This is a genomic window from Priestia sp. AB (assembly GCF_028369225.1).
Classification (GTDB): Bacteria; Bacillota; Bacilli; order Bacillales; family Bacillaceae_H; genus Priestia; species Priestia megaterium.
Genome location: NZ_JAQMYN010000001.1, coordinates 818,403 through 833,107, shown reverse-complemented (window position 1 = coordinate 833,107; position 14,705 = coordinate 818,403). Strand labels below are relative to the sequence as shown.

Annotated in this window: 11 protein-coding genes; 2 read left to right on the top strand and 9 right to left on the bottom strand. The window is 39.7% G+C overall.

Annotated features, from left to right (window positions below; all coding sequences use genetic code 11):
* Window positions 1-204: 204 nt before the first annotated feature.
* The 9 genes from POF52_RS04215 to POF52_RS04175 all read right to left on the bottom strand — a co-directional run bounded on the left by POF52_RS04215 (window position 205) and on the right by POF52_RS04175 (window position 11,657).
* Window positions 205-2,010: an IucA/IucC family protein gene (locus POF52_RS04215; RefSeq protein WP_176583317.1), complete on the bottom strand. Its 1,806-nt coding sequence runs from the start codon at window positions 2,008-2,010 to the stop codon at window positions 205-207.
* The gene (locus tag POF52_RS04210; RefSeq protein WP_271989988.1) at window positions 2,007-3,164 is read right to left on the bottom strand and encodes an MFS transporter; all 1,158 of its coding nucleotides are present in this window, start codon (window positions 3,162-3,164) and stop codon (window positions 2,007-2,009) included. The genes POF52_RS04215 and POF52_RS04210 overlap by 4 nt, the downstream gene beginning before the upstream one ends.
* 3 nt (window positions 3,165-3,167) lie before the next feature.
* Complete coding sequence (locus POF52_RS04205; protein WP_271989985.1) at window positions 3,168-4,457, bottom strand: lysine N(6)-hydroxylase/L-ornithine N(5)-oxygenase family protein; 1,290 nt, start codon at window positions 4,455-4,457, stop codon at window positions 3,168-3,170.
* Window positions 4,436-5,029 carry a GNAT family N-acetyltransferase gene (locus POF52_RS04200; RefSeq protein ID WP_013084704.1) on the bottom strand — a complete coding sequence of 198 codons (594 nt, stop codon included), beginning with the start codon at window positions 5,027-5,029 and terminating at the stop codon, window positions 4,436-4,438. Before POF52_RS04200 ends, POF52_RS04205 begins: the two co-directional genes overlap by 22 nt.
* Window positions 5,026-6,780 (bottom strand): IucA/IucC family protein, encoded by a 1,755-nt coding sequence (locus POF52_RS04195; RefSeq protein ID WP_271989982.1) that lies wholly within the window; start codon window positions 6,778-6,780, stop codon window positions 5,026-5,028. The genes POF52_RS04200 and POF52_RS04195 overlap by 4 nt, the downstream gene beginning before the upstream one ends.
* On the bottom strand, window positions 6,758-8,278 hold the full coding sequence (locus POF52_RS04190) for a pyridoxal phosphate-dependent decarboxylase family protein (protein WP_271989979.1): 1,521 nt from the start codon (window positions 8,276-8,278) through the stop codon (window positions 6,758-6,760). The genes POF52_RS04195 and POF52_RS04190 overlap by 23 nt, the downstream gene beginning before the upstream one ends.
* Before the next feature lies 1 nt (window position 8,279).
* Window positions 8,280-9,644: an aspartate aminotransferase family protein gene (locus tag POF52_RS04185; protein ID WP_074893293.1), complete on the bottom strand. Its 1,365-nt coding sequence runs from the start codon at window positions 9,642-9,644 to the stop codon at window positions 8,280-8,282.
* A gap of 262 nt (window positions 9,645-9,906) precedes the next feature.
* Window positions 9,907-10,599, bottom strand: a complete 693-nt coding sequence (locus tag POF52_RS04180) for a copper homeostasis protein CutC (RefSeq protein ID WP_074893295.1) — start codon at window positions 10,597-10,599, stop codon at window positions 9,907-9,909.
* A 251-nt stretch (window positions 10,600-10,850) separates the two neighbouring features.
* Window positions 10,851-11,657: a hypothetical protein gene (locus POF52_RS04175; protein ID WP_271989974.1), complete on the bottom strand. Its 807-nt coding sequence runs from the start codon at window positions 11,655-11,657 to the stop codon at window positions 10,851-10,853.
* Between the two features lie 165 nt (window positions 11,658-11,822).
* On the opposite strand from POF52_RS04175, the gene POF52_RS04170 reads away from it, so the two are divergent.
* Together POF52_RS04170 and POF52_RS04165 are read left to right on the top strand one after the other, a co-directional pair.
* Window positions 11,823-13,250, top strand: coding sequence for a cryptochrome/photolyase family protein (locus POF52_RS04170; protein ID WP_442956635.1), 1,428 nt, complete (start codon window positions 11,823-11,825; stop codon window positions 13,248-13,250).
* Window positions 13,251-13,462: 212 nt separating this feature from the next.
* Complete coding sequence (locus POF52_RS04165; protein ID WP_271989968.1) at window positions 13,463-14,695, top strand: ATP-binding protein; 1,233 nt, start codon at window positions 13,463-13,465, stop codon at window positions 14,693-14,695.
* Window positions 14,696-14,705 lie beyond the last annotated feature (10 nt).

Sequence of the window (14,705 nt, the reverse complement as noted above, 5' to 3'; positions counted from 1 at the left end):
CAAAAGAAAGCCGAAACGTTTGCTTCAGCTTGTGTATTTGTTGTTCTAACGTCTACTACATCAAATCGTTCATTCACTCACCTTTACGTTCTACCCATACATAAAATGAGTGTTTCCTAAAGTGCTGCAGCTCATCCTCTTCGCTTCCTGCTTTTGAATTAACCATAAAAAAGCCGCTAGCACAACACCAGCGGCTTTTCCTTATTATTGCACAGCTTTTTCACTAACTTCATGCAAGGCATTCCGTACCTTTCCATATTCACTTGCGTGAGGACGATCTCCGTCGTCTTCGTATCCGTAATCAAACATTCGATTTCGATTTAACGTTAACTTAGTAATAGTTGGACGCAATAAATCAAATAATTCAAATCGTTTCTGTAAATGTGGAAATGATGCCTGATAATGTAAAATTTCTGCTCGTACACTTTTCCAAAAGTCCTCTTCTTCTACACCTTCATGCTCTTCTAAAATAGTCGCTAAATAGCGGAAGTGACAAATAAATAACCCTGTTAAAATAAACTGCGTCAATCCTTCTGGCTCTTCGCTGCGCAGTACTTCTTTTAATTCAAAAGATAACTGCTGCAGTTCTTCAAACGGCTGATCACTAATATTCACGTCGTCTACAAAATCTTTCATAATAATTCGAACCGGCTTGTTATTTTTGAGAACCAGTACCGTATTTTGCCCGTGCGGGGAGAATACAGTTCCGTATTGATACAAGTAGTGAAGTAGCGGCGGCAAAACAGCGCTGGTTAGCGCATCAATCCACTCGTTAGGAGTCAGGCCCGACCTTTTTATATATGACGAAACTAAAGCTTGTCCTTCACTGTCAACATGTAATAACGCAGCTAGCGTAATCGCACGCTCGCCTTCTTCTAACTCTTGATAAATGCTTTCACGCCAAACGACTCCAAGCATTTCTAAATACTGATAAGGTGCGTTTTTAATAGAAGCAAACGTTGGCTGAGATACGTTTAACGTAGCCACTTCTCCTAAAAGCCCTACTTTGCACGTATCTTTTAAAAACGTGTCGCGATCTCTTATGCCTTTTATATGCTGAGTGACTTGAGGAGCAATGACCGTCCTCTCACTTGGAAGGCCTCTGTACACAAGCGTATTTAATATACTCATGGGAAGCTTCACGTGATACTTATCTCGATTTGTTGTATTCACAAATGTCCGAATCGACTGCTGAGGCAAGTATTGATCTTCACCTTCTCCTAACGGAACAATTAAATCATTTGCAATGTATTCAGCGAATAAAGGAACAATCACGTTCATCCACTGCCATTCATGGACGGGAATATAGTAATAGTCCGCTGCTAAAAGGTCTTGGCTTGTTAATTTTTTTTCAAATTCAGCTAGCGTCTCACCGCTTAGCTCCTGTTTCATAACATCATCAAAGCCGAGGGTATCTAATGAATGAAAAGAAGCAATTTGCTTCGCTACAGCAATCCATGAAAGCTGAATTTTTTGTTTTTGCTCGGGAGCAAACCGAAGATAGTCATCATAGCCAAACCCAATGCGCCCTTTATTATACGTAATCCAAGGATGTCCCGTCATTTCACCTTCTAGCTCTGCATAATCCATATCTGCTAATTCATCCGCTGATTTTCGATTTTGCAAATGCAAATCTGCTACTAGTGTATGAAAATATTCTTTTGCTAAGTGACCTGCAGTTGAGCTAGACATTCCTTTGTCTTCAGATAAGCTAATTAACAGCTGCAGCGCTTCTGAAAATGTAGGGTTTGACGTTTTAGACGTTAACTTAATACTTTCTGGAAGTACTGAAACACTATCAAACAATCGCTGTTTCGCTTGATATGTATACGTAACGCCTCGGTGGTCTTCCCATCGATACGTGGCAAGCGCACCCTGCTTTTGCAGCTGTTTTGGCTCAATAATATTTTCATACATGAATTCCCGCAGCATTTTAGCTAAAAGCTGGCGATTTGCTTTTTCCCATGATTGCTTATTAAATACGGAAAGATTCGTTTCTTTGATTTTCATCCTTCATTCTCCTTTACTTGTCTTAGAATAGGGATTGTTTTATTACGCAGCGGCATTACAGCGCTAGCAGCTAGCAAAGCAGCGGCACCAACTGCTAAAGGAAGCGCTAAATTTACTTTGCTGATTTCTAGTGCTAAAAGCGGTGCAATCAGCAGGGCAATATTTTGAACAGCAATAAGCCAGCTGTAATAGTAAGCAGCTCCTTCTTTGCTTTTTTGAAATAAATAGATATCAAGTATAACCATGCTGAGATAAAACCCGGCTCCATATAAAATTCGACTTATAATAAACATGCTGAGATGATCGGCATATGCTTGCAAACATAGCAGTAAAGCACTAGCACCCGTTACGCTATAAAAAAGCGGTATAACTTTTCCATTAAATAGCTTTGTAGGTACCGCAAGCTTTAAGACGATCGCCATAATGCTCGGCATCACATATAACAAAGCGCTGCCTTGACTGCTCATGCCATATGTATCACTTGTAAACAATGTAAAATAAGGGCGAATGACATTGTGTCCAAGGTGAAAAAAGAAAATAGCCAGCAAATAGAAAAAAATAGGCTCGTTTATACTTTGAGTGTATGCTGGTTTTTTTTCTTTTTTTAAAGATGAAGCTTTTCTTGTTACGAGCCATACGGTCAGTACCATATCACCTAAAGCAAAGTATTGATATACTTTAAGCGGCATTTCCCATGCAATAATCGCACTTCCAAACAAGCTAGCGACAATAATAGCCGTATGAACAATAAATACATAGGTTGTTGCAGCACCTGCCTTTTTCTGTCCATTTTTCATGCCGCCTACTAAATATGGGTATAAAAGATATAAACTGCTTTGAAACACAAGTAATACTAACGAAGTGGCTAAAAACCCATAAAAAGTAGAAACTTCACTCAGAATGACTTTAACCAAGGCTGTCATTAGAAGTGACGCTACGATTATATGTTTTACTTTCCACTTCTTAAGCAGCATTCCCCATAAAGGAGTCATAACAATGACCACAATCCGGCAGCAAATAATAAAAAAAGACGTCATTGCAACTCCATCCACATGGAAAGCACTTGTAAAATACTGCGGATAAAATGGTGATAATAACACTTCCGACGTCATGTTCATAAATAAACAGATAAAAACAAAGCGCGGAGAAATCATCTCTTAAAACCCAAACTTTTGGAAAACAGTATTTTTATATATTTTATACACGTTTTTACCTGCAATTTGATTAATCAAGACAGCATTGCGATAAGCGCCTAAACCTAAGTCTGGTGCTCCAACCCCGTGTGTATGAAGTTCTCCGTTTTGAACGAATAGCGGGGCGCCTTTTTTCTTCATCTCAACTTGATAGAGTTCGTTAATTTTTAGCTGTCCTTTTTCATCAAACAGCAAATGTTCTTTTAAACCTTCCATAAAAGAAGGCTCTTTTGCATGATAGCCCGTGGCCATAATGACAATTTCACTTTCTTCTTTTTCAAACGAGTCCTGCTCGTATTGGTGAAGAGTAAGAAGATGTGTATCGTTTGTCTTTTCAACGCCTGCAAGTTCCGTAAGCGCGCGCATCGTTAGCGGCACTTCTTTTCCTCCAATTGTTCGTTCGTAAATCAAATCATAAATATCACCGATCGTTTCAAAGCTTATTCCTTTGTATAAAAGAGCTTGATTTCGTAAAACGCTCTCTTTTTTCTCTTGGGGCAATCTGTAAAAATAGCGGGTATAATCAGGCGAAAAATGTTCAAGGCCAAGCTTTGAATATTCCATCGGATAAAACCCTTTTGAGCGCGTATACCAATTCAGCTTATAGTCAAACTGAGGCTGCTGTTGAAGTAAATCATAGACAATTTCAGCGGCGCTTTGACCAGAGCCAATTACGGTAATACTTTTAGCCTTCAGCGTTTGTTCACGATTCATTTTGTACTGAGCGGAGTGATAGAACGTATCGCTGGCTACTGATTGAAAGTCTCTTAGCACTACGGGCTGTGTACCTACTCCGGTTACAAGATGATAGCTGTAATAGGTATGAAGCTTTCCTTCTTTTTCAACCGTTACTTCATAAAAAGGTTTAGCGTCTTCATGCATTTTTACTTCTTTTACTGTGCTGTTAAATTCAAGCCCACTCAGCTGGCTCGCTACCCAGCGGCAATAATGGTTGTATTCATTTCTCGGAATGTGAAACTTCTCAAAGAAATAAAACTGATACAAGCGCTCATGCTCATGCAAATAATTTAAGAACGTGTACCGACTCTTCGGATCCACCATCGTGACCACGTCTGCCATAAACGGAACTTGAAGAGTTGTCCCTTCTAAAAGCATTCCTGGATGCCAATTAAACTCCTTTTTTTGTTCAAAACATTTATATGTACAATCTGTTTTATCAATTAAAGCTGCTAATCCTAAATTAAATGGACCAACTCCTACTCCAATTACGTCTAAAATGTCCCGTTGTTCCATTCGCTCCACCTTCTTTCAAATACTGTTCTTTCACATTTCAGCAGTACGCCTGTTTTATCAGGCAGCGACACTTCTTTCATAAATTGAAACCCGCATTTTTTAAATACTGCAATCATCTTTTCATTTCGTATATCTGGTTCCGCTATTACTTTAGCAGTATCTGCTACCTCGAACTTGTGCTTTAGTAAACTAAGAAGGAGCGAATAAATATAGCCTTTTCCTAAAAAAGCAGGGTCTCCAATTAATAAATGAATCCCTTGGTCTCCTTTTTCATAAGGGTAATAGTTACTGATAATATCGCCGTCAACCGTATAAGATTCCCAATAGCTCATAGGCACACCGTCAATTTCTCCAATTAGCAGTTTTTGATGGGAATCAGCTAGAAATGTTTTTAAATGCTGTTCATACGCCTGTTTTGAAATATTTAAATTCCAGTACGGAATAACATGCGGTTCATGCATCCACTTGTACAGCCGTTCGAAATCTTTTGCAAAAGAGACAGAGCGAAAGGTGATGCTCTGCTCCTTTTGCTGCATCATAAATGGATACTGCGTTTGTAATGCCGATTTCATACCCGTACACCTGCAGATTCGTACAGAGGATTTTCAACATTTACATAAACAGACTGCGTTTCAAGAGAGCCTACCAGCTCATCCATATCATGAACGCGCGTTAAGAAATTGGCTTTGCAAGGAAGCACTTTCTCTTCTAACATCGATGAAACAAGCCCCGTATGATCTTTTTCTTTGTACCTCTCTATTTCTTGTCGCAGAATCAATAGCAGATCTGACTCTTGAACGAGGCCAGCTGCACCAAAAGCATTAACTAATCCTAAAATATGATTAAAAAATACGTAATAACGAAATCTTTCTTCTGCTACAGCATCATCACATACCGTATCGCTTTCTCCGTTTAAGGAAGGAAGCAGCTTGCGAAGCTCTTGTTCCTTTGATTTCATAAAGTAATAGCCTTGGTTGTCACGGTAGTAAAACACCGATGGATATCCGTTTTCATCAAGTTTAATAACGGAATTTTGCTGATGAGCTTCCAGCGCAATTCCTTTTTGAGTGTAAAGCCACATCATAGGATGAAAAGAGACATCTAAATAGCGTTTAAACCAGCGCTTGCTTATGTCTTCATTCGTACTATTTTCACTTGAAACAATATGATTAATAATATTTTCAATTTGAGAAGCTTTCCCAAACACATGATCTTGACACAAACTTGCTAGGAGTGTTGTACGGTTCCCTTGCTCACCTTGAAAAGGGTTGCTTCGAATCATGACTTCAAACCCAAGCTCCTTTTTTCCGATCGTGATGTAAGCAGGATCTTCAATCACTTGAAAAGCCGGATGATTTTCTTGAAGCTCCGCCTGTAATCCTTCTTGCAATAAACGACTCACTTCTACACCTCTGCTTAATTCTTTGCGTTTATTCACTCTCAGTGAATTCGTAATCTTCACCGGAATAGAAAATTTGTACATCACATCTGCATCTTCACTGTATACGGTTCGAACAGACGAAGTCGGATAAAACGGCTGACCGTGTGGCCCTAGATAAGCAAGCCGGCCTTTTTGAATCCATTCACACACTTCTTCTTTTCCTAAAAGATAACGAGCTTGCAGCGGATGCATAGGTATAAGTGAATAATCGTCCGCTTGGCAATACACCTGTATGAATTCTTCAGAAACCTTCTTATCTTTTTTCAACTGCTCTTTAATAAGCTGTGAAGCGGTTTGACTCTCGGCGGACTGTTCTGCAACAAGCGATTTATGTGCTCTAAAATAATGAAGCTGAAATTTGCCGTTCACTTCAGGCCCAAACACCTCTTCTTCTTCAGGTAATATCCCTTGACGGCTTTTAGGTGTCGGATGCAGCTGGTGGCCAATAAGCAATGACTGCTCAGATTCTAAGAACGTTTTGTCCCATTTATAGCACGTTTCTAACTCTTTCTGTCTTTTTTCAATGAACAATTTCATATTTTCGTAGCTTAATAGCACACGTACAATTAGCTCATTCACCTGTAGTAAATGATCTGTTACTTCTTTTAAAAGAAAGGCTAAAAGAGTGACGACATCTAACTCCTTGAGCTCCTCTTTCTGAATGCGGTAATAAAAGACCGGAAAGAACAAGTGACGTCCGGTAGCTGAGCGGTACTTTACTGGAAAGTAAAGAGTTACCGGCTGTTTTTCTAGCCTAAGAACGAGCGTTTCTTCGCTTTTCATTTCTGAAACGGACTGCCATGCTCCCTTACCTGTTTCTCGAATATAGCAATTAATAATATTTTGCATTGTAATAAAATTAGCCGATAACTGAGCGTTCACGTAATCGCTCCTCCTTTTTCTCCAACTCTTTTCCTAAAGCCACGACTTCCTCTAACTGAGTGGCAACAGAATCAACTGTAATCATAGGATTTAACATCGTTAGCTTTAAATAAGCTTGCTCTTTATGCTTTGTTTTTGCCATGATAAAAGTGCCTTTTTCATATAAATGCTGCTGAATACGCTGATTTAACTTATTTTCATAGTGCTGCTGTTTTTGACAATCACTATATAAAGTATCTGGCACATAGCGAAATACAACCGCGTTCATATAAGGATCATTTAACACCGTAATATTCCTCTGCTTTCGTAAATATTCAGCTGTCTGCTTAGCCGTTTCAATCGTATGATCAACCATTTTTCCATACTCATTTGTACCTGCTGCACGGAAAGTCAGCCATAGCTTCAAGGCGTCAAATCGTTTGGTCGTTTGAATACTGCGATCTACCAAATGTACATGCTCATCTTCTTCAGGATTTAAATAATCTGCATGAAGCTGAATGTGTTTGAACATAGCTGAATTCTTCACTAGAAATGCCCCGCAGCTTACCGGCTGATAAAACCACTTATGAAAATCCATCGTAATAGAATCTGCCCGTTCAAGAGCTTTTAAGCGTTCACGATATTTATGTGAAAATAGCAGCGCTCCTCCATAAGCGGCGTCAGCATGAAGCCAAAGTCCTTCTTTTTTAGCTAGCTTACTCATTTCAAAAAGAGGATCTACGCTTCCAAAATCCGTCGTGCCTGCCGTTGCTACAACAGCAAAGGGAAGGTTTCCCTCTGCTTTAACTTCCCGTATTGCTTCTTCTAAATTTTCTATATCCATCTCGTGCCTTTCATTGCACTTTACACTCACCACTGCATTCATGCCCAGCCCAAGCTGAGCTGCAGATTGCTGCACCGTAAAGTGGGCTTTTTCGGAGCAGAAAATCCGCAGTTTTTTAGCTTGGAGCGGTAAACCTTCTTCACTAACATCAATTGAAAATGCAGCATGACAATATTCATTACGAGCAAGCAGAAGGCCCATATAATTCGACTGAGTTCCTCCGCTTGTAAAAACGCCGGAAGAAGAGCTTGGATAACCAATTTGTTGTGTTAACTCATCAATCACTTGATCTTCTATATACGTAGCTGCCGGACTTTGATCCCACGAGTCCATAGATTGATTCAAAGCAGAAATCATCACTTCCGCAGCAAGGGCCGGTATAATCGGAGGACAATGCAAGTGTGCCATTGCCCCGGGATGCGAAACATGAAGCGAATGATCCAGCACTACGGCTTGTACGTCATCAAACAGATCTTCTAGCGGCTGTTCGTGTTCGCTAAAATAGACCGAACGATTGACTAAGTTCGATAGTTCGTCAACGTCTATGTGAGTATAAGGGGATTTTAGTGTATGGTAGTGACGTTTAATCATCTCTGTCATTCCGCCCATCATCGCTTCATAATTCTCGAGGCTTTCTTTGGATGATGATAAAAACCACTTTTCAAACGGCGCCATTTTATTTATTCACCCACTTCTCTTCTGCTGCTTTTATCGCTTCTTCAAATCTTGTTAACACTTCATCGGTTTGTTGTTTCGTTAAAATTAATGGAGGAAGCAGACGAATAACAGCACCATGTCTTCCACCCACTTCTAAAATGACGCCTCTGTCGAAACATTCTTTTTGAATCAGCTTAGCTAACTCACCGTTTGCAGGATGACTGCCGATTTTATTAGCCGGCTTTGTTGCGTCTATGATTTCAACGCCCAGCATCAAACCTCTTCCGCGTACATCACCAATTGAGAATACTTGCTTTTGAATATGTTTTAGCTGACTCTGAATATAAGCTCCTAATTCATGAGCATGTGCAGGTAAGTTTTCTTGTTTTATAAATTGCAGAGTGGCTTGTCCTGTAGCCATCGCAAGCTGATTTCCTCTAAAGGTGCCGATATGTGCACCCGCTTCCCATTGATCCAGCTTTTTATCATATAGAACGACTGATAAAGGAAGGCTGCCTCCAATTGCTTTAGATAGCACTAATACATCCGGTTGAATATCAGCGTGCTCGAATGCATACAGCTTTCCTGTTCGTCCGATTCCAGTTTGAACTTCATCGACAATAAGCGGAATGTTTCGTTCTTTTGTGATTCTGCGAAGCTCTTTTAACCATGGAATCGGCGCCGGAACAGAGCCTCCTTCTCCTTGTACAATTTCTACTACAACACCCGCCGGAGTAACAATTCCGCTTTCAGGATCATCCAGCATATTTTCAATGTATGTACTAATGTAAGTGTGACCTTCAGCACCTACGCCAAACGGGCAGCGGTATTCATATGGATAAGGTAGAAAATGTGTATCGGGCACTAGCGCATGAATGTGCTTTTTGGGACTCGTTGTACCACTGATGCTTAACGTTCCGTGCGTGGAGCCGTGATATCCCCCTTGAAAAGATAAAATCGTTCGGTTGCCGGTTGCTGTTTTTACAAGCTTCAAAGCCGCTTCAATTGCGTCTCCTCCAGTTGGACCGCAAAACTGTATTTTCGCTTTGTTTGCAAATTGTTCTGGCAAACTAGCAAATACTTCATCGATAAAAGCTTCTTTCACAGGCGTTGTTAAATCTAATGTATGTAAAGGAATAGATTTTGCTAAAACGTCTTGAATTGCTTCATGAACTACGGGATGGTTATGACCTAGAGCAAGCGTGCCGGCTCCGGCTAAACAATCAATATACTCTTTTCCATCCATATCCGTGATCACGGCGCCCTTTGCTTGTTTAATCGCAATAGGAAGGCGTCTCGGATAAGACCTTGCATTGGATTCTCGTTCATTTTGCATAGCAAGCAGCATTTCATTTGATGTAAGTTGTTTCGTTGACGTTGACATATCATATCCTCCTGTTTATTCAATTGATAATGATTTTCATTAACAATTACAACAATAAATGATAATGATTATCACTGTCAATGATTATTCTGAAAATATGAAATTATTCCTATTTCACTCTAAAGTCGAAAAAACACAGCATTTCTCTTATGTATCAAGGATTCACAGGGTTTTATGATGTTTTCCATTTAGGGAAAACTATGTAATAAGTCCCTTTCTATTTCCAAATAAAAAAGTGCTACAATTCCTTGTAGCACTTCTGTTACTTTTGCTTATTCATCGTTTCTTTTGCAGCTTTTACACTCCTTGGGTCAAGCGGTTTCGTATATTGACAATTTACTCGAACTCCTGAACCAATACGAATTTCTTTCACGGGAGTAACGGATAAGAACGCTTGAAGATTTTCAGGTTTCAGCCCTTTTGTCCCGATTAAAATAATATCTTTATCTTTCATTCTTCTTAACAGTTTTTTAATATGAGGAATACCGTTTAGTGCACTTTTATCCGCTCCTGAAGTCATGACACGCTGAATTTGTCTATAGCTTAAAAGCGTTTCAAGCGCCTTTTCTTGATCACTGATTTCATCAAATGCTAAGTGGAACGTTACGTTCATTTCTCCTGCCGCATCCAGCAGTCGCTTTAAAGCTTGCTCATCGATAATTTTGTCTTCTGTTAAACAGCCAATTTCAATTCCATCAATGCCAATTTCTCTTGCATAGTGAATATCTTCAATCATTGTTTGCAAATCGTCTTCATCATATTGAAAAGATTGATTATGTGGACGAATCATCACAAATATTGGGATATGTATCGTTTCTTTCACTTTTTTCATCAAACCGTAGCTTGGGGTTAAGCCGCCTTCTCCGATTCCAGTTACAAGACTTATACGATCGGCACCATGTTCCTGGGCAACTTTAGCATCATGTAAGGTTGCAGCTGTGACTTCTAATATCATTCTAAAAACACCCTTTCCCCTTTAATATAGAGCTTTTGCCTTCTTTTCCCTGTATTTATACTTAAAAAACTCTACCAAACTCTCTTATGTAAGAAAACACCCAAAAGATGTGATTAATATTTGCAAAAAATTGAATGTCATGGAAAAAGAGTAAGAACTATTCTTTTTCTCATGACGTTTCAATTAATAAAATTCTATATTTATACTAAAGATCCAAAAATACATCCCTTTTATCTAGGGTAAAGGATTTATTAAAAAGAGCGTGGATTTGTTTGTTGCATGAACATCCACTCATTTAAAGAATGAGGCTGCTGATGACCAACGGGTGCTGAGAAATCGCGGCATCCGCAATCATGCATCGGCATTTGACCCATTCCTCCTTGCATTGGCGGCATTCCTCCTTGCATCGGCATCTGACCCATTCCTCCGTACATTGGCGGCATTCCTCCTTGCATCGGCATTTGACCCATCCCTCCGTGCATTGGCGGCATTCCTCCTTGCATCGGCATTTGACCCATTCCTCCTTGCATTGGCGGCATTCCTCCTTGCATCGGCATTTGACCCATTCCTCCTTGCATTGGCGGCATTCCTCCTTGCATCGGCATTTGACCCATCCCTCCGTGCATTGGCGGCATTCCTCCTTGCATCGGCATTTGACCCATCCCTCCGTGCATTGGCGGCATTCCTCCTTGCATCGGCATTTGACCCATCCCTCCGTGCATTGGCGGCATTCCTCCTTGCATTGGCATTTGAGCCATTCCTTCATGCATTGGCGGTAGCTCTCCGTACATTGGCATTTGAGCCATATCTTTTTGCATCGGTGGCATTTCGCCTTGCATCGGCATTTGATTCATTCCTCCATGCATCGGCGGCATTACATCTTTCATCGGCGGCATTTCTCCGTACATTGGCATTTGTTTTGCGCCTTCTTGCACCGGCATTGCCTGCATTTCTTTTGCAGAAGGCATAGGCGGCATTTTAGCAGGTTTAGGTGCTGCTTGCATATATGGATTGGATATCGGTTGTCCGGTTTGTTTCATTCCATACGAATTTCTCATTTTTAAGGGCTCCTTCCCATTCTCTTACTCTGTTTACGTTATTCTTTTTACCATCAATCTGAAATTCGTCCATAAGAAAATAGGCCTTCTACACATTCAAAATTGTAGAACGTATTAGAAAAAAGCTATAATCGAGGCAAATTGCAGATAGAAAGGTGGCACATGATGAATAAAACTATTATCGTATGGATTCGAAAAGATTTTCGGCTGGTTGATAACCCGGCTCTATTTCACGCAGCTAAAGAAGGAATGGTTGTACCTGTTTATATCCGTGATGACTATGAAGAAAGCTCAATGGGAAGTGCAAGTAAATGGTGGCTTCACCATGCGCTGAATGACTTTAAAAACTCGATCGAAAAAATACAAGGAACGCTGATTGTACAAAAAGGAAACCCTAAAGATGTATTACAAAAATTACTCCATGAAACGAATGCCCAAGATATTTATTGGAATAGACGCTATGAACCACATGTGCTAAAAAGAGATAAAGAGCTTCAGGCTTTTTTTTCAGAGCAACAAATAAATATTCGCACATTTGAGGGGTTTCTCCTTCATGAACCTTGGAAAATCACAAAAGAAAATGGAGATCCTTATAAAGTGTTTACAGCTTACTATAAAGCTTCTCAAAAACATTCCGTATCTTCTGCTGTAAAAAAAGTTACTTCCATACAAGCTTCCTCTAAACCCGTTGAATCTCTTTCAGTCTCAGATCTCGATTTGCTTTCAAGCATACCGTGGGATGAAACGATTAAGTCGACGTGGGAAGCTACGGAAAAAGGCGCTATTGATGTGTTCAAAACGTTTTTAAAGAATAAGCTGCTTCATTATGAAAAAGGACGAGATTTTCCTGCTGAAGCATTAAATTCATTTCTATCTCCTTATTTCGCTACAGGACAGCTCTCAGCTCGAGTTCTTTATCATTATTTGAGAACTAAAGCAGAAAAAGTAAGTTCCGATGCTTTTGAACAGCAAGCTGAAATGTTTATTCGTCAACTTATATGGAGAGATTTTGCTTATCAGCTGCTTTATCATTTCCCGCACACTACAACTGAACCGCTTAATGAAAAATTCAAGCAATTTCAGTGGGCTGACGGCAATGAAGAGCTTCAAGCTTGGAAAAATGGAAAAACCGGCTATCCCCTTGTCGATGCCGGAATGCGGGAGCTGTGGGAAACAGGTTTTATGCACAATCGAGTTCGAATGGTAGCTGCTTCCTTTTTAGTAAAGCACCTTTTAATTCATTGGAAACACGGAGCAAATTGGTTTTTTGATACCTTAGTAGACGCAGATTTAGCTAATAACACAATGGGCTGGCAGTGGGTTGCAGGCTCGGGAGCAGACGCCGCGCCATATTTTCGTATTTTTAATCCAATTACTCAATCAGAAAAATTTGATAAAGAAGGAGAATATATTAAAAAGTGGCTTCCAGAGCTTAAGCATATTCCTTCTTCTTATATTCATAAACCTTGGGAGGCCCCAGCAGACGTATTAGAAAAAGCAAACGTTACGCTTAATAAAACATATCCGACTCCAATTGTCGATCATAAAGCAGCTAGAGAGCGAGCGCTAGAGCATTATCAGCATATCAAATAAGAGGTAAATCACGCCTCTTATTTGATATGCTGAATTTTTTAAATGTGTAAAAATTCCATTTCACATCTATTTGCAACTAAAAACATGTATTTGAAATCTATTTATAGGGTTTTCAAGCCCAGTTTCCCTCTCTATAGCCCATTTGATTTTTCATATTTTTTCCTATAATTTGAATATATAATAATGATTATATATGCTTGAGAACTCTCTCATTGCATAGATCTGATTGGAGTGATTCGATGCCCGTTTGTCCTTCTTGTAACTATAAGGAAGATTATAATTTTTGCAGAATGTGCGGCACTCAAGTTCGGCACACCTTCACGAACCAAGAAGATCAGCTTTTTTATCCATTAAAAGATCGAATCATGACGGATGACAATGAACCAAAGCATCAAGCTATTTTATCTCATACCCATGATTTAGTATGTGCTATTACTGAAGATGGCATTTATGAATACGCTTCTCCTTCTTACGCTAAAACTTTAGGCGTTTATCCTGATGAGCTTATTGGACAACATGTGCTTATCAATGCGTATCCTGAAGACAAACACCTAATCTCGACTATTTTAGCTAACATGAGCAAAACAAAAGATGCCTCCACATTTGAATACCGAAAGTTTCACGTGAATGGCACCATCGTTTTATTAGAATGTAAAGGCGCTCCAATTGTCACAGCTACTGGTGAAATCGAAGGGTTTGTATTTGTCTCACGAGACGTAACAGAAAAAAGACAAGCAGAGAAAAAGATCCGAAATTCAGAAAAACTTTCTGTCATTGGTCACCTTGCTGCAAGTATCGCACACGAGGTTAGAAATCCTTTGACAACCATTAAAGGGTTTATACAACTGTTCAGTGAGACACAGCAGCCGAAAAAAACAATGATTTATCGAGATCTCATTCAGCATGAGCTCTCGCAAATTGAACATATTATCGCAGAATTTATGAGTTTAGCTAAACGAGAGTACGCATATACAGAAAACCTTGTTATGACAGACTTGCTAGATGAGGTATTAAAGCAATTTGAACCGGTTACTGGAGTCAAAAATATCCACATCATTCGCCATTATCCAAAAGAACATCCCCTGCTCATTAGCGGGCAAAAAACACAGCTAACCCAAGCATTTATTCATATTATACAAAATGCCATTGATTCGATGGAAAGTGGCGGCAAGCTGACTGTATCGATTAAAAAATCAGCTAGAGAAACGCTATGTATTGTGATAAAAGATAGCGGATGTGGAATTGACTCAAAGCGTATCCCTCATATAGGAGAGCCTTTTTATACAACAAAAGAACGAGGAGTAGGCCTGGGACTAACCATTTGTAACAAAATTATTAATGAGCATAATGGTTTTTTTCACGTATCAAGTGAAGAAAATGACGGCACAAGCATTACCATTACCCTGCCTATGAAAACGCCTGAACTTTATGTGGTAGAAGTGTAAAAGAAGCCAT

What these genes read in the sequence shown, in the direction of transcription:
- POF52_RS04180 (WP_074893295.1), bottom strand. Translation starts at nt 10,599, where the DNA reads ATGATATTAGAAGTCACAGCTGCAACCTTACATGATGCTAAAGTTGCC.
- POF52_RS04215 (WP_176583317.1), bottom strand. Translation starts at nt 2,010, where the DNA reads ATGAAAATCAAAGAAACGAATCTTTCCGTATTTAATAAGCAATCATGG.
- POF52_RS04210 (WP_271989988.1), bottom strand. Translation starts at nt 3,164, where the DNA reads ATGATTTCTCCGCGCTTTGTTTTTATCTGTTTATTTATGAACATGACG.
- POF52_RS04185 (WP_074893293.1), bottom strand. Translation starts at nt 9,644, where the DNA reads ATGTCAACGTCAACGAAACAACTTACATCAAATGAAATGCTGCTTGCT.
- POF52_RS04175 (WP_271989974.1), bottom strand. Translation starts at nt 11,657, where the DNA reads ATGAGAAATTCGTATGGAATGAAACAAACCGGACAACCGATATCCAAT.
- POF52_RS04190 (WP_271989979.1), bottom strand. Translation starts at nt 8,278, where the DNA reads ATGGCGCCGTTTGAAAAGTGGTTTTTATCATCATCCAAAGAAAGCCTC.
- POF52_RS04170 (WP_442956635.1), top strand. Translation starts at nt 11,823, where the DNA reads ATGAATAAAACTATTATCGTATGGATTCGAAAAGATTTTCGGCTGGTT.
- POF52_RS04205 (WP_271989985.1), bottom strand. Translation starts at nt 4,457, where the DNA reads ATGGAACAACGGGACATTTTAGACGTAATTGGAGTAGGAGTTGGTCCA.
- POF52_RS04200 (WP_013084704.1), bottom strand. Translation starts at nt 5,029, where the DNA reads ATGAAATCGGCATTACAAACGCAGTATCCATTTATGATGCAGCAAAAG.